Raw genomic sequence first — 21,192 nt, 5'->3', positions numbered from 1 at the left:
TATTATGAGTCTTTCAAATTTAGTAACCACTTTTAGAGATCAAGCAGCCGCCAATGATGGTAATATTACTATCAATGCTGCAACTTTTACGGATTCTCAATTGACTCCTCCAGAAGGCCTAAATGCACTATTGACCATAGGATACCAATTAGCAGAAGATACTTTTTTACTAGTTGATACCTCAGGTACTTCAATTCCGGATCCGGCAGAAAACACATTAATAATACAAAACGCCACCGCTGCTGTACTCAATGTAGATAAAACCAATACAGAAGTTACATTAGCTATAACCGCTAATGACAGTGGAGATGTTGAGTTTACCATACAAATCGAATTAAGCGACTGGACTTTTAAAACCAGTTGGAAATATATGACAGGTGGCGTTTTTGATGGCATCCCTTATACATCACCTGCCTTTATATTTAGCACTAAAGAAATAGCAGAATATTCTTGGCAAAAAAACAACATTGCTCTTACTACAGGGCAAAATTTTGCTTCCTTAATAACATTATCAGAATGGTTGGCAGAAACTACTAAGTTTTTAACCTCCTGGTCTATTTCTACCAAAATACCATTATACGGCACTATCGACCCTTCCAAAGTAAATAATGAGACCTATCTTTTTCCCGATATGGATATATTGGCTCCGATTGGTGTCGATCCTATATCATTGTTATTTCTAGAAGTAAGTAACCCGGCAATTGGTTTTGTGATTGAATCCGTTGTGGAAAAGGACAATCCTGAAAATAATTTGTTGCAAAGTAACGCATCTGACCCCTCAGATGACGAACCGGATGAAACCGTAGTACAAACACCTTTCCTGTTTTTTCAGTTAAAACTTCATCTTGGAGATAAAATACCTTTGGATTTTAGAGCCAGTATAGCTCCAGGTTCTTCCTTTTTTATGATTTCAGTTGCTTCAGAACCAGATAGTGCAGTTACACCACTTGATCTATTTTCTCTAATGGCAGGAAATAATTGGTATGAGAACATTCCGCCGGTACTACAACAATACCTTAGCGCTATAGGTTTTAAAGGATTCATTGCTGCTATCAACCTGAGTGATGGAGTACAATTTAATAGCGTTTCTACAACCGTTGGATCAACTAAACCCTGGGTATTGTTTAATAATTTCAGTATTGAAGAGTTTGATGTAAACTGGCTAATTACTGAACCAGAAACTATCAATGCCCAAACATTGTTTTTTACATCACGGGTTAATTTTTTCCCAACGATATTTAAAGGAGGATTTGATGTAGAAATCACTTCTGACCTCACCCTATCCGCCGCTTTTGATGGTACGGTTTCTATTAATGATCTATTGACTGCAGTAACAGGAGGGTTTATCAAAATACCTGAAAGCCTTGTTAGTATTGTATTTACAGGTTTTGGTATCAATATGGATATTAACAGTAAATATTATGCATTCTTTGCTACTGGAGATATTGCCATTAATATTATTACCAATATTTCTTTAACGGATGCATCATTACAACTTACCTCAACCTCTCCCGTGGATGGAAAAGGAAGTAATGTATATACTGCTGCCATCAGCGGTCTCTTTACTATTGGAGATTTAATGCTGCAATCTGCAGTGAATTATAATTCTTCTACAGAAGATGGTGGATGGGATTTATCTATTCATATGCCCGCTGGTTCTAAACTAGATCTGGGACAATTAATGGATGGATTATTTAAAAAAGTAGGGTTTGAATTGCCTACTAGCTTTTTGCCAGCTGATTTAGCGATTACAAGTTTTGATCTTACTGCTGATATCCCTAATGGAAAAGAAAAGGGTTCTTACGAAGTAAAAACTAGTATAGAGTGGAAATTTACTTTCCCCATCATCAACCAAAAAATAGATATCAGTGCGGCTTTGGCATTAAAATATGATGCCAAAAAAGCTGAAGGGAAGCAATATTCTGGAGGAGTAATGGGAAGCATTCTTCTTGAATACTTTAATGCCCAGGTAAATATTGGATATAATTTTGATGGTGATGATCAATTATTAATGATCGAATGGGAAGGGTTTGTTGCTACTTATGATGTTTCTGGTGAGAGTAAAGTCATCACTTTTGAAATTAAGAACTGGAGTGTAGGATCTTTACTAACATCATTTATGAAAATGTTGTTTGATCCTAATTTCGAATTAGATGCTCCCTGGGATGTACTGAATAAGATAAGCCTAGATGGATTCAAGGTGACATATGACCTGGAAAATAAAGATGTAACAGTTAATTATAAACTACCTAAAAGTCTCGATTTAGTATTTATTACCATCGATGGAATCAAACTTACTAAAAATGCACAAGGGGTTCAGATTTCTTTTACTGGTGATTCTGTAGTACCTGAAGTTAAAAATAGTGGATTATTTGATGAAAAAGGACGAGATGTAAAAGACATGCCAGAAGTTCCAGGGCAAGGAAATCAATATTTTGATCTCCGCTTACTAGCCATGGGGCAACATGTGCAATTAGAAAATGTTGCACAATACCAAACGATTAAAGAGGTAACTGATAAAATGGGAGAAGCTTTTGAAACTCCCGAGAATGGCAAGGTACCCATTGGACCGGGATCTGGTAATTCACTACTTTCTTTTAATGAAAACTCTAATTGGTTGATTGCTACCGATTTTGGTATATTGAATGCTGGTACTAAAGAAAAACCTGTCTGGACATTAGAAATGCAGGCAGTATTCAATGACCCTAATTTATATGGCCTGCGCATTGCTATGGCAGGAGATAAGGCAAAAATATTTGCCGGTTTGGATTTTGAGATTATGTATAAAAAAATCTCAGATGGTGTTGGTGTATACCAGATAGCACTTACCTTACCAGATGCATTGCGTTATCTACAGTTTGGAAGCGTAAATATTACTCTTCCATCTATTGCATTAGCTATTTATACTAATGGTGACTTTATGGTAGATATAGGGTTTCCGTATAATCTGGATTTCTCCAGGTCTTTTACCATTCAAGCTATAGTTCCTCCAGGAATTCCGGCTATGGGGTCGGGAGGATTCTATTTTGGAAAGCTAAGTAGTACTACAACCAAAAAAGTGCCGCAAACCAATTATGGAAATTTTAATCCGGTGATCGTCTTTGGAATCGGTATGCAAGTTGGTATTGGATACAGCGTTAATTATGGTGTCTTAAAAGCAGGGTTTAGTATTACCATTTTTGGTATTCTGGAAGGAGTTATCGCTACCTATCACCCATATCAGGGAGCCCTTCAGGAAAATAATAAAACCGAAGTAGCAACTTCATATTATTACTGGTTACAGGGAACATTAGGGTTAATCGGAAAACTATATGGTTCTCTGGATTTCGGAATTATTTCTGCAACGGTTAATATTACTGTAAAAGTTTATGCACAAGCAACCTTAGAAGCTTATAATAAAATGCCTTTGGCTATTGTAGCATCGGTAGATATAAAAGTTTCAGCAAAACTTAATCTTGGGCTCTTCTCTATTAAAATTAACTTTAGTTTCAAAGCTGAAATACGAACAGATCTGACTATTGGTACAGATCAAACCAGTATGGCTCCATGGAATAGACAATTGCAAAGTTCTTTTAGTGAAAAATCATTGATATACGCTGCAAAATCAAGCCAATTGACAGTTCTGCCTATAAAAGCAATGCATTATAATACTAAACTGGTAGCCAATAAAAAAGAAGAATTACCAACACTGAATATTTATTTTATTCCACACCTTACGGTAGCAGGACCTGAAAATGGTAATCTAAAAGATCAAACCGCTCAATATGTGACAACCTTATGGATTGACGCTCCTGATGCAGAAAATCCTGACAGTAGTACTATTTCATCGTTTGAATATCTAAGCCAAGATTTCTTCAGATGGTTGATACAAAATTATGTTGATGAAACCGGTACCGAAAGTACAAGAGCAACCGCAGACGAATCAGCAGTATCTATAGATGACCTTCAGGTGTTATTAGCATTATTATCAAATGAAGAAAATCCACTTCCTATCCCTACAGATAAACTATTAGCATTTCTCCAGTATACATTTAAAAAAGTTAATATTCAAAATGTTACAGAGGCTTCTAAATTAGATACCGCAGCAGTATTCCCAATGTTTTTTGATCTGGAATTATCGGTTCCGGATGCTGGGGTAGATATTGATTTCAGTAATTATAATATGGCTACAGATAAATACCTTTCTGAAGTGAAAAAATGGTTTGCACAGTTGGCGGTAAAAGTATCAGAAGAAAATAACAACGTGTCTATGAAAAAGAGTGCTGCTGTTGTTGAGCATTCTCTATCCACTTTTGTTTTCGAAGATTATTTTGTTCTTATAGGTAAACAATTAATTGGCTATGCTGAAGATGCGCTAAAAAATTACACATATCCTTTAGCTAAGGGTAATAGTCTTCACGCCATGACCGAATGGGCAAATAGCATCAGTACAGCTGATGGTGTAACCAATACTGTTAGCATTACAGATCTAGCCAAAGCAAATCAATCTCATCCGCTGCAAAGCGAAACTCCAATCCATATCACAGGAGTGATGTATACTGTTTTAGACAAAGATGATTTTATTTCGATCGGTGCTAAATACGCACTAGAAACTGCACTTCTTATCACTCAGAATGCTGTAGTTCCCGGATTACTTCAGGTTCAGGAAATTACATTTGGGTCTAACACTTATACTGTTAAAGCTACTGATACCATCACAGATGTAGCTACAGGTTTGCAAACCACAGTTTCTGATTTGGCAAATAATAAGGATTTTCAGCAAAAAACCTTATTAACTATAGACGCTGTATTAATCATCGCTGCTACAGACTATATTGCCAAAAGCGAAGACACATTCTCTTCTATAGCTAGTACGGTATACAATAATATTTCTGTTTCTGATCTGCTACTTCAGAATCAATCTGTTCCTGGATTATTTATTTCTGGCAATTCATTTGTCTACGATACTACTACTTATGAAATTGTACCCGGAGACACTCTCGTTGGTATAGCCAAAAAACTGAGTACATCTACAAACCCTGTAACAGTTAATGATCTTGCAAATGATACTACGGTGCAAAGGTTACAAGTACAACCGCTGGGTAGTTTATTAATTCAACCTTTCATCTATATAACCAGTGCATTCGATAACCCTGATGATGCAGATACTTTAGGTAAAATTGCACAAAAATACAGCACCACTGCACAAACCCTGGGAGCTAATTATAGTAATCAGCAACAGGATGTTCTATTCTATGCTTTAGGTAATCATAGTACGACAAATATCCCAGGCTTAAAGTGTCTTGATGTTCAGAGTATTCTGGATTATTTTAAAGCTAATCAATCTTATACGCAACTATCTGGTATGGTATCCCGATACCAGCTTCATGGAATGAGGTTACCTACTACCCTACCTGGATTAACTCTTCATCCAGATTCTCCTTGTACCGGAGATGATTGTGCATTATATCGCTTGACAGGACAGCAATTCGAAATTCCTGCAGATGTTAAAGAAGGATTTACTATAAATTTGATCAATACTACTTTGGATTGGTTAGAATTTAATGGTCAACCCCCTTCTCCTGTAGATCCTAAAAAACCTGACGGACCTAAAAAAGCTACCTTAGGTGTAATATTGACTAAAGAGGATATATCGCAGATTTCCACAGTTATCGACTATGCTCAAAAAACAGGTATTCAACCTGATATTCTGAAGTTATCACAGATGACTCCATACAATTTAATACCGGTACAGTATACCTTCCAAACGGTGACTCAATGGAGCACTTCAGGAGTGGTGAAATTACCATATGGTAACCAGGGAGATCAAGCAGATGTTTCCCCGTTAATATGGAATTTCCCATCTGGGCTTTTACAACAGATTGCATTACCTAAACAAGCAGGATCTGCTTTTGACATTCAGATAGGTACGTACAATGCTGCTAAAGGTGTCATGGATTACAAAAAATCGGATTATTATGGATGGTCAACATTATTAGAAATAGATATTAAAAAACAATCTAATGATAATGCTGAAGGAACTAATCCTTTTACGTATGAATTGATAGGCGCTAACGAATCAGGTACCCAAATATTAGAACGTTTATTAAGGCAATTAGATCCTAATTCGAGTAATAATAACAGAGGTATTATAGAAGATATTCAATGGTTATACGAAGGAAGCGATGGGTTATTATCCGTTGGAAATATAAACATGAAAACATTCATTGTTCAATCCAATCTCTCTACAGAAACTAATCCTGCACAATCTTCTGCTGCATTCATGAAAATGGCAGTTGAATCTCCTGAACCTAATGGCGTTCTGAACACCTTATACGATTTCATCAAATTCCTATGGGAGTGCAGTATTACACGATCCGGTGGATACTATCTGTTATATAATGAAACTGAAGGTGATTCTGGTTTCCCAGATGCAGTTTTTGATTCATCAGACAATGCAAAAATCTCATTATTAGTTACCTATAGTAATTCATACGATGACATACTCAAAGATTTTATGAATTGTGCTATAACTGGAGATAAAATTGATACATCATCATCCATTGTCTATGCAGAATCCAAAGCTCAAAAAGATCTTAGTTATACAACTACATCCCCAAATGAAACTCTGCAAAGTATAGCTGCTCAATACAATATTTTAATCAGCGAACTAGCTATACTCAATGAGACTGAGGTTCAACTCAACACGAGTTCTGATCCAATTGTATTGAAAGGTTTACAATATGAAGTTGGACTTCCTACTGATACTCCTTCTAATACCTTGACTGCAATTTCAACTTATTTTGGCATAACAGAAGATAGTATTAAGGGAGCAAATCCTGATATTACAAATTGGGATGATTTGCCAGTATGGCAATTGCTAGAAATTCCTGAAGTAATATATCAAATAACTACTGGTGATGGTACTCCAGGTAATACAATGAAAAGTATAGCCAGCTACTATTTTACCGATGTAGATACTTTATCTTTTATGATCAAAGATAGTACTGTTTTTGCAACAGGTACTGCATTTAGTATTGTAGATCAGGTGGTTCATAAAGTCTCTTCTATACAACAAGGAAGTGCTGGTTTTGAACTAAAACGTACCAATCCAGGTACTCCTTCTGATAAAAGTAGTGATCCTGGTTATGCTAATACTTACTTGAACAACCTTTATAATTTGTTGAATTACCAAGTGATAGCCAATAGATATTTTAAAAAGAGTATCGTTGGACTGCCATCCGGACCAGTTAATACTGATGAACAAGACGAAACGAATCCCGAACAACCATGGAACTACAATCAGGTTATCCCAATCGCACCATATGCTATAGATAATCCAAATATGTCTTACCCTACCGGATATCCGCAAAAGGATGGTAATCCATACCGAGGTATTGGAAATACATTACAGGTTCACTTTGATTGGGTAGATTACTATGGTAATGAGACTGTTACACCTTTTAGCAACCCAGAATTAAACACAAAATCACCTCTTAACAACCCTCCTATAAAAGTTGGATATCTGGATGAGTTAAAAGGTTTTTCTCAATGGCCGAGCCTGTTTACTACCTATGATGTAAAATTGGAAAGTGGTAATGATCCTTCATTATTATTGAATTTCTCATTTGATATTAGCAGATATCAAAATACAGATGGTAAACCATGTGTATCAGATCCTAACGACTCTGATGCTCCAGATTATCAAAAAAATGCTCTGCATGATCTAGCAATATATACCAATATCTACTATCAGATTAATCAGTATAGCCCATATGAAAAAAACAAAAACACTGTCACACTTACACTTAACACTTCTCTGGTTCCAGGTGTAGAAAACAATGTTTCGTTAGATCCAATCAATACTTTTGTAAAAGATATATATAGCTATCTATATGCTATAGCGTATTGCCATACTATACCCACAGCCCCTAAGATGAAACCTATTACTCAAACTATAGGTGCTTCTGATCTAGAAACTGCTTCCATTTTTGAGCTAACGGTAATTCTTAATATGGTAAGAGATCTATCTTTTGTTAATGATGATTTCAAAGATAGTTCATCTGTAACATCGGCTCGTACAACAATTCAGCCTAATACATATATTCCTGATGGAGGTAAGAAAAACAGTGCGGGAGAAGAGATTCAAAAACATTCGCTAACAGAATTTGCTGTTAATTTTGAAAAGACCTTCTATCAGGAAAACGAATATGTTCTCAAAATAGCAACAGGTGTTGATGACGTGCTTGCTGGAAGCCAAAACAGCCAAGCTATTTATGTGGTGAGAATGGGGCTAAAACCTGATAATGGTATCTACTGGAATGTAGAACCTTCTGGATCTTATGAGCTTACTAATAATTCTATTGCTAAACTAACCTCCTCAGGTGTTCCAACGATTATAACTGATAAAATTAAAACTCTGATAGGTACGATATATTCAAGCCGTATAAGTTTTGATACTGCATTACTAGAATTGTTAAACGAAGAAGAATTCAAAACATATCAAGTACGGATTTATACTTATAGCTTATTGAATGCAGCTTTCTATGCTCCATTGCCTATTTCTACAAGTTTAGCTTCTAAAAAGGATGTACCACTTTGTGATTATGTTACTGGAAAAGGGTTGGATTGTGAAAACGGAACTGTAAAGAATTTCACCGGAATTGATATGGATATATGGGGAAAACAATGCCTGGATGCTATTGACCTGTTTCTTAGCTCAGAATTTGCAGTTCCGGGATTCCTTGTAGATCAACTAAAATCTGAAGAAGAAAAAACTTTCTTACAACAACAAGGCATCGACGCTGACTCTTTCCTGGAAGCTATAACCGAAGCTAAATCATCATTGGCTGAAACGATCTCAACCAGAGTAGCACCAATCCTAACAGCTCCAGAAGTAAATCCATCTGGAACATTAAGTGCACAAGAAAAATTTAAGCAGCAATTACTAATTCAGCTGGGAAACACATATTCCATAAACGCAGTAGTACAAATGCAAGTTACTACAGCATCTGGAATAAAACGAGAATATAAGGATCAAATCGCTCCTCGACTATATGGAACTCCTGGTATTACTGATAGTACGAAAAAGGACAGTAAATTATACTCTATTTCAAATGCCAAAATACAGTTGGATTTTGACGAAGGACAAAAAACTTCTGACCTTTCTTTTATATTTTCAACCAAAAATGCAAAAGAATTCTCTACTGTATCTCTGGATATGGATTATCAGATCACTCACATAGAATTTGATATTACAGATGTTCCAGATGTCAAGGGGTATCAAGCATCACAATGGTTAACTTTTATTGTTCCGATTAATTTAGCCGATACTGTAGAGCCGGATTTTGATAATTCACCACTTCAACAACCATTGGGAACTGTTGATATCCCAATTGTATTACGTAATTACCCAAAACCTCCTACTTTGACTACACAAGAAGGATTAGCTGTCTCTGTTAGTGGAGATACTACTAAAGAAATTTTGGAAAAAGCATCAGAATGGAATTTTACCTATACCTATTCTGAAGATCAAGCTGCTCAGGATCAGATTTATTCTGATATTACATTCAATACTTTCGATAGCCAGCAAAATATGGTTATGGGTAAAAGTAGTTCCAGAAACTTGTTTAATGATATGGCGCAGATGATCAGTGTATGGATACCTGTGCTCAATGATATGACTAAATATCTAACACTAATATCTCCAACATCAGATGAAAATGATACAAATCTAAATAATGCATTTTTTGCAATGCAGGCTATGGTTCAACTAACTAATAACCTTGCTTTAGCTTGGGATCAACACAATAAGAATACAGCATTTTTTAAATCACAGCAAAATACAATCAGCTCGTATGATTTTATTATTCAGCAGAAGGAAGATCCACATTTTACAACTACCTGTCCTTGCGAAGGAGATGAAGAGTGCAAACGTTTGGTGGTGACAATAGTACCACCAAAGGAAATGCCTGAGTTAGATAAACAATTATTTATGAATGAGTTAAGTATTCAGGAAGCCGAAATACCTAATACTCCAGTAATTAATATTAAAGATTATACACGAGAGCCAGCAACTGATGAATCAGGAACTCATATTGAGAACTCATATTGGTATGTAAAAGATCCAAAAGCAAAAACAAAAGAGTATTTAGGGTATCCATGTTCTTTCGAAATTCCGGATCGAACTGTTGCCGTAGATGGATTAAATGTACTACAATTCCAGAATACGTGGGCAGGAATTGCCGTTATACGAAACGAAGGATTGGTAGAAGATAATCCAACAAATACCAATTTCATATACCGTACACCACTCGTTCGATTCTCGAATAAGTTAATTCCTCTACTAAGCAATAGCTCAGAAATTAATATTGCAAAAATAATTAATGAGGACGGAAGTACGTTGACATTGGCAGATCACCTAGCAACATTCTTTAAAACCTTCTTTACTTATGATGAATTAGCAGAGCAAACCATTAAAATAAGTGGCTCATGGAACTATTTTTTACAGGATATATGCGAAAGCAGTTTGCCTCCTATTCAATTACCTGTATTATTATACACACCTTTTTCATTTGAAATTCCTAAAGATTATGAAATTCCTGAAGGAGGATGCGTTGGAGAGATTACAGCCGATACAGCTTTTGTATGTCAATTGGCTGAAGCCTTGGAGAAGTGGTATCAGGAAAAAATGCCATCGACAAGAGATGCATATTTTTCATTTGACTTATCTGTATTCTCTGCGGTTACAGAAACTCAATTACCACTGATCCAGTTATCAAATCTAGTTTTACCATATAAAAATATTAAAGGGTTATGAAAAACAGATGAAACTTTATTGACTCCCGGAAATAGCACTTCTTACTATTGTCTGTAGTTTAAATATAGTATAGGAACTAATGTAACAACTCATTAACACTTGCTCTTACTAACTAAACCTATATTTGATATCTACCAATTTATAAATAAATATTTCAATGAAGACAGTTTGTATATTCCTGTGTGCTTTAATGTTTATTTCATGTCAAAAACCAATAGAGTTAAAAGTCGAAAAAGAAAAAGTTAAAGCACAGATTCAACTAGTTCAAGAAGCACATTATAATAAGAATGCTGATCAATTTTATGCTCCCAATGGAGACTCTTGGTATGATATAAGAGGTGGTCAGGTAAGTATTAAAAGTAAAGTAGACGCCATACCTGGAACACAATCCTATCTAAATGACATGGTATTTGATGAATTAAAAGAAACGCATCCTCCTGTTATTGAAATTTCTGATGATGGAACGATGGCGAGTTATATCGGTGCACTTATTGTTAAAGGTAAATACAACAGTAAGCCTGTATTCTGGGTAGTTTCATGGCAAAGTGTGCTCAAGAAAATCGACGGAGAATGGAAAATCATTAGCACTGCTAATACTGAAGCTCCTAAAGAAGATGCTTCTGTAATCCTTGATAAAGCAAAAGAGACTATCGGAAAACTTAATCAAAAAAGTACAATATACGCTATGGCCAATTGCACAGGTCCAATTGGAAGCTTTAAAACTCTAGTGGTTTCTGATACAGAAAATGGTAGAATGGAACAACGTACTAACGCCAAACATATTATATTAAAACAAGGTAAGTCTAATTCCTGGACATTTGATATTTTAAATCAAAAAATAAATAATACCCCTAATGAGCTAACCAAACAGTTTATAATAGGTCATGAGTTTCATTGGATTAGTTTAAGACCAGAAGATCGATTTAATACTCCCGTTTTTAAAGAGTTTACCGAATTTAAAGGGGAGACTGCTTTTAAAATTGAATTTAAAGATGCGATGAAACGGACAGTCCACTTCTATTATGCATTTGATGATTACACTCTCTTAGGAATAGAAAATCCAACTGATACAGAAGAAAATAAAGTTAGAGTACTCTTTGAAGATTGGAAAACAATAAAGAATATTAAAGTATTTAACAAGGTAGTTATTGAAGAAGGTGATAAAATCTGGCAATATGACTTCACTGATATTAAAATTAATACAACATTATCTAAAGATATTGAGAGTAAGGAAATGTTTATTAAATAATGAGAATCAAATGGTTTAGTTTACCCTATTACCTCACCAGCTTTTTTGACTTTTTTACCTGCTAAATTACCAAGCCCATCATAGCTGGCATATTTATACAAATCGTGTAGTGTTGGATAGTTAAAAACACTACCGATTAAGTTATCCAGCGTTTTTTTCTCTTGTACCAATTGCATTCCGTAGTGGATTAGCTCAGTAGCTATATATCCTATGATATGAACGCCAATGATGGTTTTAGATTTTTTTTCAAAAATCAACTTAAGATATCCATTATCAGTATCTCCCATAATCATTCCCCGAGCTGTATCTCGATAATAACTATATCCTACGCCATAATCAATATTCTGTTCAATCGCCTGTTCTTCAGTAACTCCTACCATAGAGACTTCTGGTACGGTATAAATTCCATAAGGAAATATGGCTGCTAGCGATTCTAAATCAGCTGTATCAAACATATGTGTTATAGCAATTCTACCTTGCTCCATACTTGTACTAGCTAATGCCGGGAAACCAATAACATCACCGACCGCATAAATATTGGAAATGTTGGTTTGAAATTTCTCATTAACTAATACAGTCTCTCGTTCTCCTGTTTTTAAACCAATACTTGCACAATTAAGCCCTTTGATACGCCCACTACGACCAGCCGCAAAAAGAAACATGTCTACATTAAGTGTCTCCCCAGTTTTTAATTGTAAATGTAACGGTTCGGCTTCATTTTCTGGAACATCAAAACCAACTATAGAATTATTAAACAAAATATTGATGTCATTTTTTTTCATCTGAGATACTAAAGCCTCAGAAATTTCATTGTCCAAAAAACCCAGAATTTTATCCCTATCATTCACCACAAATGTTTTAACTCCCATCGCGCCAAATATAGTAGCATACTCACAACCAATTACTCCCGCTCCAAGTACACAAATAGATTTCGGAAAGCGTTTAATACTAAGTATAGAGTCCGAATCCAGAACGCGTTTATTATCAAACGGTATATGCTCCGGATGATAAGGATAAGATCCTGTCGCAATAAGAATATATTTTCCTTCTATAGTTTGTTCTAATTCTCCTGATATTTTTATGTGATTTGTATCTACAAAGCTTGCAAAGCCTTCAAATACTTCTATTTCATGTTTATACAGGTTATGCTTTACAATTTTATGCATATGATTGGTCACCACATTTTTTCGATATAAGAAATCATGTACTCCTGTTTCTCTTCCTATTTCCTTATCAACACCAAATATTCCTTTTTGATATACGCCAGAGAGATATAATGCTGTCTCCTTAAGTGTTTTAGATGGTAATGTCCCTGTTTGAACTCCAGCTCCTCCATATTGATGTTCTTTTTCAATCAGAGCTACTTTATGCCCAAAATATGCAGCTTTGGCAGCCGCTTTTTCTCCTGCGGGTCCGGAACCAATAACGATAAGGTCAAAACTTTTCATATACTAGTAACTTTTATAAATTATTCATAGCTATTTGTAGGGTATCTATTCGTTAATTGAATAGTAATTATTTTGTTATCATCTGAGTAATATCATTCCAGGTTTCGGTTTTCTTATCCACAAAATTTTGACATTTCTGATAAAAAATTTGTATCGCCATATCCTTAGGATATTTTTTATATAAATCCGAAAATACCGAAGCAGCTTCGATGATTTTTTTATCTTTTATAAATTCTATGCCTTTATTATAAGCCTGAAGTGATTCTATTTTTTTTGTTTCTTTAGAAGACAAAAATTCATAGACGGATAAGGTTTTAGATTTACCTTTTACGTTAACCTGATCCAAAAACCTATATTTAAATAAACCTTTATCCTCTATCTTAGAAACTGTAGCTTCAGTAGCAATAGTTTTAGCCTGGTAATATTTGGTCAATCCTTCAATTCTAGAGGAAGTATTTACGGCATCAGAAATTACAGTCGTTTCTAGTCTTTGTGCATGACCTATTGTACCTAAAATCAATTTTCCGGTATGAATACCAGTACCTATTTGTATCTGCGGTTTATTATTTTTTTTCAGTTCTTTATTAAATTCTTCTAAAAAATCTTCAAACTCAAATACAGTCTGTATAGCTTGATCAGGAGCTTTAGGAAAAAGTGCCATTACAGAATCGCCAATAAATTTATCTATAAACCCACCATTACGTCTAATAATTGGTACAATACCACTAAGATAAGCATTGATGAAATCAAAGTTTTCCTGTGGACTCAATGCCTCTGAAATTTTGGTAAACTCGCGTATATCAGAGAAAACTATAGTCATTTCACGTGCTACTTGATCTCCAAGTTTGACCTGTTCGATACTATCTCTTCCCAGATTATTAAGAAACTCTTTAGGAACAAAACGACTATTGGCCTCACTAAGACAAAATAGCTTTTTGTTAGCATTGGCTAATTCTGCAGTACGTTCATCTACTTTTTGCTTAAAAAACTTAAGCCTGGAAATTACTTCATCTTTTAGAAAGGAAAAATTTAGAGTAAGACGACCGACCTCATCATCTGTACGTACAACAGGGTGCTCGGTCTCTAAAGTAAATTTGCTGTCTACAAAATGTGTTATATGTCTGGTTAACTCTGTTAAAGGTTCTGTAATCTTTCTGGAAATATAATTACTGATTAAAATACTTACTACAATTAATACAATAGTAATTATTATAAAATATAATGTCAGGCGATCAAATTCTTTCTTTTCCCAAAGTTTTGTCAAACTCACAATAGTACTAAAATCAGCTTCCGCTACTGTAATACGCTTATCAAGTTGTTGTTTTAAACCGGAATTATCTTTGATACCAATGGATTGATCTAATTCAGCTAGCTGTAAAAACTTTCTATGATATCCATTAAGATAATAGAGTATTCTTCTCTTTCTGGATCTAGCAATACTCTTATCCGTTTTTATGTCTTTTCGTATCGTATTTACTAGTTTTGTTAATTTAGTAACATAAACTTGTTCATTCCTAATAATATAATCTTTTTCATTTCGCCTAAGCGAAAGAATATCCTCTTTAGATATCTCATCTATTTTTTCTAACCAGTGCACATCTTTGCGCATTGAACCTTCAAGATTATAATCTTTATATCCGCGAGCTTGAATCTGGGTAATAACAAATAAAAAAACAGAATCTATTTCGGTAATATGATTTTCTAAAGTATCTACCCTATATGCCAAATCCTTTTCATCAGAAAAATCAACCTTTGATAATTGAAAACGGGTACTGTCCAAAAATGTTAAATACTGATCAAGATATTCACTGTCTCCAGTGCTAAAGAATTTTTGATTTTTGGTTTCGTAACTAAAGAAGTCTTGTTGCGCTTTCACACTTTTAAGTAACAAAACATAGGAATGTTCTATAGTTTCGGTCCTTTTTTGAATATGCTCTCTTTTTTTGAGATATGTGTACGAAAGTACAATAATCAATAAGCTAAAGCTAATGAAAACCAGAAACCAAAATAACAAACGATGGCGGAAAGTTCGAAACATCTGATTATTACCTTAAACTTCTATAATTTAAGCTTTTATTTTGGATTTTCAGATGTTTTTTCACAAACTTTTTTAATAAGAATTAGGTATTATGAAGCCTTATTAATATCTTATACAGTATGATTTTTAGTTTAATCTTAATAGCGCACTGGGGAGGTGATTTTGTATTTCAAACCTCTAAAATGGCGATAAGAAAAAGCTATAAGCTTAAATGGTTGTTATTGCATGTTCTTGCATACACCACAGTTTTATTGGTATTCAGCTTATTTTTGTTTTCGCTAAAGATTGCTATTATGTATACATTAATTAATGCTATATTACACGGAGTCACTGACTTTTTCACTAGTAAACTGACAACAAAATATCGCAAAACTCCCAGGGTGTTCTACCCTATCCTTGGTTTAGACCAATTGATACATACGATTACATTATATCTTACTTTTATTCATAAAGACTCCTTAGTCTTATTTTTATAAAGACGTTGTTTTAAGACGGATTATCTGTTACAATTGATTCAAAAATCACAAAAAGAAGGAAATAACCTTCATTAAAAAGTAGAAATATTCTTTCAAAAAGTAACATACCATATTGTTATTCAATATTTTAACACAATTACATTTGGTTAATTATGGCAAAACCGTATTTTAGCTATCCCCTTATTTATTAAAATTGATAGCTTATGCAAAAAACTACTCTCGTAGAGCAGTTCAATGCTCAACAACTTATTGAGAAATATCATGAAATCTGGAATAAAGGTATCCACCTAAAATCCATTGATGATAGAAATCGTGATTTTTACTATAGTATTTTTTATGTAGATTTTCTATTCGTAGAAGTAATATATAATAAACTTAGTGGAGATATTATGTCTATTAAAAGCTTTACAGATGTAAAGAAGTTATTGTATTATTTAAATGAAGATTTTTCATAATTTCTATATACTACAATTTTTTGATGTAATAATTTAGGATGCTCTGAAGTAATTTTTTATTTTCAGAAAATCGTTATTTCCGTCTATACCATATATTAAGTATAAGTCCCGTAATTACCAATAACGTACCAATAATACTTAGAAAAGGATATACATCCCCAAACCAGATGGCTCCTACAATCATCGTAAAGATGACTTCTACATATTTTAGAGAAACTATTTTATTGGTTGCTTGTGACTGGAAAGCTTTAGTCATAAATAATTGTCCAAAATACCCAAAAACACCTAGGCTTAACAATAACGCCCATTCTATTCCTACAGGTGTTGTCCAATAAAACATAGATAACACCCCTCCTATTATTAAAGATATCCACATAAAATAGTTAACAATAACTACAGGATGATCACCAATACCAATTTTATTAATAATCACATAAACCATACCGCTAAAAATAGCAGAGCCTATTATTAATATCAGTCCTAATGTACTAATATTGGGGTCAAACCCCTTAATCATTAATACTCCTGCAAATGCCATTAAGAAGAAAATCCACTGTAATGGTTTTACTCTTTCTCTTAAAAAAAACACTGCAAAAATGGTAGCAAATATAGGAGCCATATAACGCAATGATACTGCAGACCCTATAGGCAAGTAGTTAACTGACACGAAAAACAATCCCATAGAAGTAACACCAACCAACCCCCTTAACACTAATAATTTTCTTTGATTTCCTAGCTTAGGAATTTTATGCCAGGATAAATATCCCATAGTAAAAAACAAAGAACCAATTGCTCTAAAAAATACCAGTTGCCCTCCTCCAAAATGTGCCAAATATTTAACTAATACATTCATTAATGTAAAAGCTACGGCACTGAGTAGCATGAAATAAATCGCTTTTTTCATCCAGCTGATAAAGATACATACTTTTGAGTATTTTGATTATTATTTCTTACCGTTTAAAGCTGTCAGCGTCTTTATCGTTTCACGGCTTTGGCACGATAATAGGTATGGGTTAAATATATTTTAGTACATTAGTTTTCTATAACACCCAATCTATAATGAAAAAGCTGCTCCCTACGCTACTGCTTTTTTTAGCTCAATTTGCTTATTCACAGACGACCATAGTCGATTCTGTTAAAAAATCCCCTATATCCTATGCTACTATTTCTTTTGGCAATGGTAATGGTTTATTTGCAGATGCCGATGGTAATTTCCGATTTTCAAAAAAATGGTATTCTGATATTGATACTTTATATATTTCTGCTTTAGGGTATAAAGAATTAGCAATCAGTACTACTAATCTTCCTAAACAAATATTATTAGTTCAAGATGTTGCTGAACTTAAAGAAGTAGTAATTGTAGGAGAACGAAAAAGAAAATACAAGACCAAAAAACTATCTTCTGAAGTACATAAAGATTATTTTAGGTGTTGGTTACCAACCGTGGAATCAGAAATCGCAGTATTCTTTTCTAAGCAATCCGAAAAATCTACTAAAATTGCTTCAGTATATCTTCCGGTAAAGATGGAATCTTCTAATCGAAACTCTGGAAAAGTACAATCTTTCTCTACATTATTCAAAATGCAATTTTATCGAAATAATAAGGGGCGACCCGGTAAAAGATTGGCATATGAAGATATTATCTTCAGAGTCACAGATAAAGATAAATCTAATTTTGAACTAGATATATCAGAGTATAAAGTTTTTATTCCAAAAGAAGGAATATTTGTTTCTATACAAGTATTAGGATATTCTGATAAAGAAGGAAAGCTCCAACAAACGAGAAAATATAGTGAGATTGAAACCAGAAAAGGTATCGTCAAAGTATCCACTACTTTCAGGCCCCTACTTCCGTTTACAGATAAAATTGTTGGAAATAGAACATTCACCAGAAGAATTTTTTTTAAAAATAGAACCTGGCAACGTTTTGATAAAAAATATAGTGCTATGAACAACCTTATTCAAACCAATCATGTGAATTATGGCATGGGGTTAAAGTTGTATTTATATCAAGATTAAATACCTCATATCACCTATCTTTTACTCGATACACAAATTTTAAGCCACTCCAATCAGCATCTACGGCACAGACTTTAACATCTACTAATCCAATATCCAGTAGATATTCTCGAATGGGTTCTCTCTTAAGGTCTGTCGGGATTTTTGAACTTCCTTTAGGCCAACTTACCCATAGTAAACCATTTTTATGTAACGCAGATTTATATTTTGTAACAGTTTCTTGCAACTCATCCATGGTCGTACAAAACAAATGTATGAAGTCTGTACTTTCAGTTTTGAATTCTTTTACCTCAATAGTCTTATCCGGAAAATCCGAAAACAAATCAAAATAATGATCAGGCTTATTATAATACAAAACTGTATATCCTTCTTTGATTCCTAATTTTTTGGCCAAAGGCGTTCCGGAATATCCAGCAGGCATAATCTTATGGTTTTTAAAAGTTAAGTTTTGAGTTAAAAGTAATGATATCTAAATATAATGAAGTTTTAGTAAACATATTCCTTGCGGATATTATTAGACAAGAGATTGCTAATATTATATCTTAAAACGATTGTATAGCTACACAAAGTTTTTTACATTCGGCATCAATTTGATAACACAATACACATCTCTATATGCAAAATACTGCACTTACCGAAACTCACACAGCACTAGGTGCCAAAATGGTTCCTTTTGCCGGATTTAATATGCCTGTATCCTATGAAGGTGTTAATATAGAACACGAAACTGTACGTAATGGTGTTGGTGTTTTTGATGTATCTCATATGGGAGAGTTCTTGATTACAGGGCCAAATGCTTTGGATTTAATCCAAAAAGTAACTTCTAATGATGCATCTAAACTTATTGATGGAAAAGCACAATATAGCTGCTTACCGAATGATAAGGGAGGAATTGTTGATGATCTGATCGTATATAAGATTGCAGACGAAAAGTATTTGCTTGTAGTAAATGCCTCCAATATTAAAAAGGATTGGGATTGGATCAGCAGCCATAATACGATGAATGCCGAAATGCGCGATCTTTCTGATGATTACTCTTTGCTCGCTATTCAAGGACCAAAAGCAGCAGAAGCAATGCAATCCTTAACTTCTGTTGATCTGGAAGCGCTTAAATTCTACACTTTTGAAGTAGCTGATTTTGCAGGAATTGAACATGTAATTATTTCTGCCACAGGATATACCGGTAGTGGCGGTTTTGAGATTTATTGTAAAAACGCTGAAGTTAAGCAAGTTTGGGATAAAGTATTAGAAGCTGGTGAAGATTTTGGAATCAAACCTATTGGATTAGCAGCTAGAGATACCTTACGACTGGAGATGGGATATTGTCTATACGGAAATGATATTACGGATGAAACTTCTCCTATTGAAGCAGGATTAAGTTGGATCACTAAATTCTCCAAAGACTTTATTAATGCTGAAGCTCTTGCTAAAGAAAAAGAACGCGGTGCAGATCGTAAACTTGTTGGTTTTGAACTTGATGAACGTGGGATTCCTCGACAAGGATACGATATTGTTGATGGTAATGGCAAGACTATTGGAGTAGTAACTTCGGGAACGATGTCCCCATCATTAGGAAAAGGTATAGGACTTGGTTATGTACCAACAGTTTTTGCAAAACCGGATAGTAAAATTAATATTCAGGTACGAAAAAAGGCTATTCCAGCTACGGTTGTTAAATTACCTTTTTATAAAGGGTAGTTTATTACAATAAAAAATAGTATTGTTAAGTTTCAGGGTTACGAAAGTAAATTTGAAACTTAATTTTTTTTAAAAAATAATTCAATTGAAGAAAATCCTCATCATAGGAGCCAGTGGTTTTATAGGAAATGCAATTTATAAAGAGCTGAACTCCTACTTTGATACCTATGGAACGTATCGTACTGATAATGATTTCTTTGAAAAAAATCAAAAATTCTTTCAGTATGATATGGAGCTAGAGGATATTTCTATTCTTCTCGATAACCTTAAACCTACGGTAATTATATCTGCAATTAGAGGTAACTTTAATTCACAATTAGACATGCATCAAAGGATCATTGAGTGGATTAAAAAACATAAGTCAAAACTTATATTCATATCCAGTGCTAATGTATTTGACTCCTTTAGCAACTACCCTTCTTATGAATATGATAAAACACTAAGTGAAAGTGTTTTCGGAAGATTTAAGATCAAAATTGAAAACGCTTTAATGCGTCTTCCTACTCATAAATATGTAATTGCTCGAGTACCTATGGTTTTTGGTGCCGGAACACCTAGAATTCAAGAATTAAAAACACTACACGATCTGGAGGCACCTATAGAAATTTTTCCTAATGTGATTCTTAATGTTACTTCTATATCTAAATTAACACAACAAATGCATTATATAATTAATCGCGGAAAAAAAGGGATTTTTCATTTGGGTAGTACCGATTTGATTTATCATTTTGACCTGATTAAGGAAATATTTGACAAACTAGAGCTTAATGATCCTATCTTTAAACAAGTATATGATTCTAACAATGATCGTTATCTAGCGGTTTTACCAAAAGATAATATGTTGCCTAAAAACCTGCAAATCACAACCCAGGAAGTAATAGAATCAGTATTGGTAAAGCCTAAATAGAATTGTTTACTCATAAAAAGAGGGATTGCACCGCTAGGTACAACCCCTCCTCATAATTACAAAAAATAATCACTCTCTATTTTGTAATTTTTATGTAAAACTTT

11 protein-coding genes are annotated in these 21,192 nt (G+C 34.0%); 7 read left to right on the top strand and 4 right to left on the bottom strand.

Features of this window, described 5'->3' with window-relative positions:
- Positions 1 to 4 precede the first annotated feature (4 nt).
- Together J8M14_RS04265 and J8M14_RS04260 are read left to right on the top strand one after the other, a co-directional pair.
- On the top strand, positions 5 to 10,798 hold the full coding sequence (locus J8M14_RS04265; RefSeq protein WP_211073341.1) for a LysM peptidoglycan-binding domain-containing protein: 10,794 nt from the start codon (positions 5 to 7) through the stop codon (positions 10,796 to 10,798).
- A 157-nt stretch (positions 10,799 to 10,955) separates the two neighbouring features.
- On the top strand, positions 10,956 to 12,047 hold the full coding sequence (locus J8M14_RS04260; RefSeq protein WP_211073340.1) for a nuclear transport factor 2 family protein: 1,092 nt from the start codon (positions 10,956 to 10,958) through the stop codon (positions 12,045 to 12,047).
- Between the two features lie 20 nt (positions 12,048 to 12,067).
- Here J8M14_RS04260 and sthA read toward each other — a convergent pair whose 3' ends face one another.
- On the bottom strand, positions 12,068 to 13,495 hold the full coding sequence (sthA, locus tag J8M14_RS04255) for a Si-specific NAD(P)(+) transhydrogenase (RefSeq protein WP_211073339.1): 1,428 nt from the start codon (positions 13,493 to 13,495) through the stop codon (positions 12,068 to 12,070).
- Between the two features lie 67 nt (positions 13,496 to 13,562).
- Entirely contained in the window at positions 13,563 to 15,371 is a 1,809-nt protein-coding gene (locus J8M14_RS23360; RefSeq protein ID WP_211073338.1) for an adenylate/guanylate cyclase domain-containing protein, read from the bottom strand.
- A gap of 281 nt (positions 15,372 to 15,652) precedes the next feature.
- On the opposite strand from J8M14_RS23360, the gene J8M14_RS04245 reads away from it, so the two are divergent.
- On the top strand, positions 15,653 to 16,009 hold the full coding sequence (locus tag J8M14_RS04245) for a DUF3307 domain-containing protein (protein ID WP_211073337.1): 357 nt from the start codon (positions 15,653 to 15,655) through the stop codon (positions 16,007 to 16,009).
- 203 nt (positions 16,010 to 16,212) lie between these two features.
- Entirely contained in the window at positions 16,213 to 16,464 is a 252-nt protein-coding gene (locus J8M14_RS04240; protein WP_211073336.1) for a hypothetical protein, read from the top strand.
- A 73-nt stretch (positions 16,465 to 16,537) separates the two neighbouring features.
- Here J8M14_RS04240 and J8M14_RS04235 read toward each other — a convergent pair whose 3' ends face one another.
- Positions 16,538 to 17,368 (bottom strand): DMT family transporter, encoded by an 831-nt coding sequence (locus J8M14_RS04235; RefSeq protein WP_247672544.1) that lies wholly within the window; start codon positions 17,366 to 17,368, stop codon positions 16,538 to 16,540.
- A gap of 155 nt (positions 17,369 to 17,523) precedes the next feature.
- On the opposite strand from J8M14_RS04235, the gene J8M14_RS04230 reads away from it, so the two are divergent.
- Positions 17,524 to 18,483, top strand: a complete 960-nt coding sequence (locus tag J8M14_RS04230; protein ID WP_211073335.1) for a carboxypeptidase-like regulatory domain-containing protein — start codon at positions 17,524 to 17,526, stop codon at positions 18,481 to 18,483.
- A 10-nt stretch (positions 18,484 to 18,493) separates the two neighbouring features.
- On the opposite strand, the gene J8M14_RS04225 is transcribed toward J8M14_RS04230, so the two are convergent.
- Positions 18,494 to 18,904 carry a DUF3052 family protein gene (locus J8M14_RS04225; RefSeq protein ID WP_211073334.1) on the bottom strand — a complete coding sequence of 137 codons (411 nt, stop codon included), beginning with the start codon at positions 18,902 to 18,904 and terminating at the stop codon, positions 18,494 to 18,496.
- A 194-nt stretch (positions 18,905 to 19,098) separates the two neighbouring features.
- Here J8M14_RS04225 and gcvT point away from each other — a divergent pair, with 194 nt between their 5' ends.
- Both gcvT and J8M14_RS04215 read left to right on the top strand, forming a co-directional pair.
- Entirely contained in the window at positions 19,099 to 20,181 is a 1,083-nt protein-coding gene (gcvT, locus tag J8M14_RS04220; protein ID WP_211073333.1) for a glycine cleavage system aminomethyltransferase GcvT, read from the top strand.
- Positions 20,182 to 20,266: 85 nt separating this feature from the next.
- A complete protein-coding gene (locus J8M14_RS04215) occupies positions 20,267 to 21,088 on the top strand; it encodes a sugar nucleotide-binding protein (protein ID WP_211073332.1) in 822 nt (273 codons plus the stop codon).
- The last annotated feature ends 104 nt before the right edge of the window (positions 21,089 to 21,192 follow it).

The sequence above is a fragment of the Aquimarina sp. MMG016 genome, assembly GCF_018100805.1.
Classification (GTDB): domain Bacteria; phylum Bacteroidota; class Bacteroidia; order Flavobacteriales; family Flavobacteriaceae; genus Aquimarina.
This window is presented reverse-complemented; position numbering and strand designations above follow the sequence as displayed.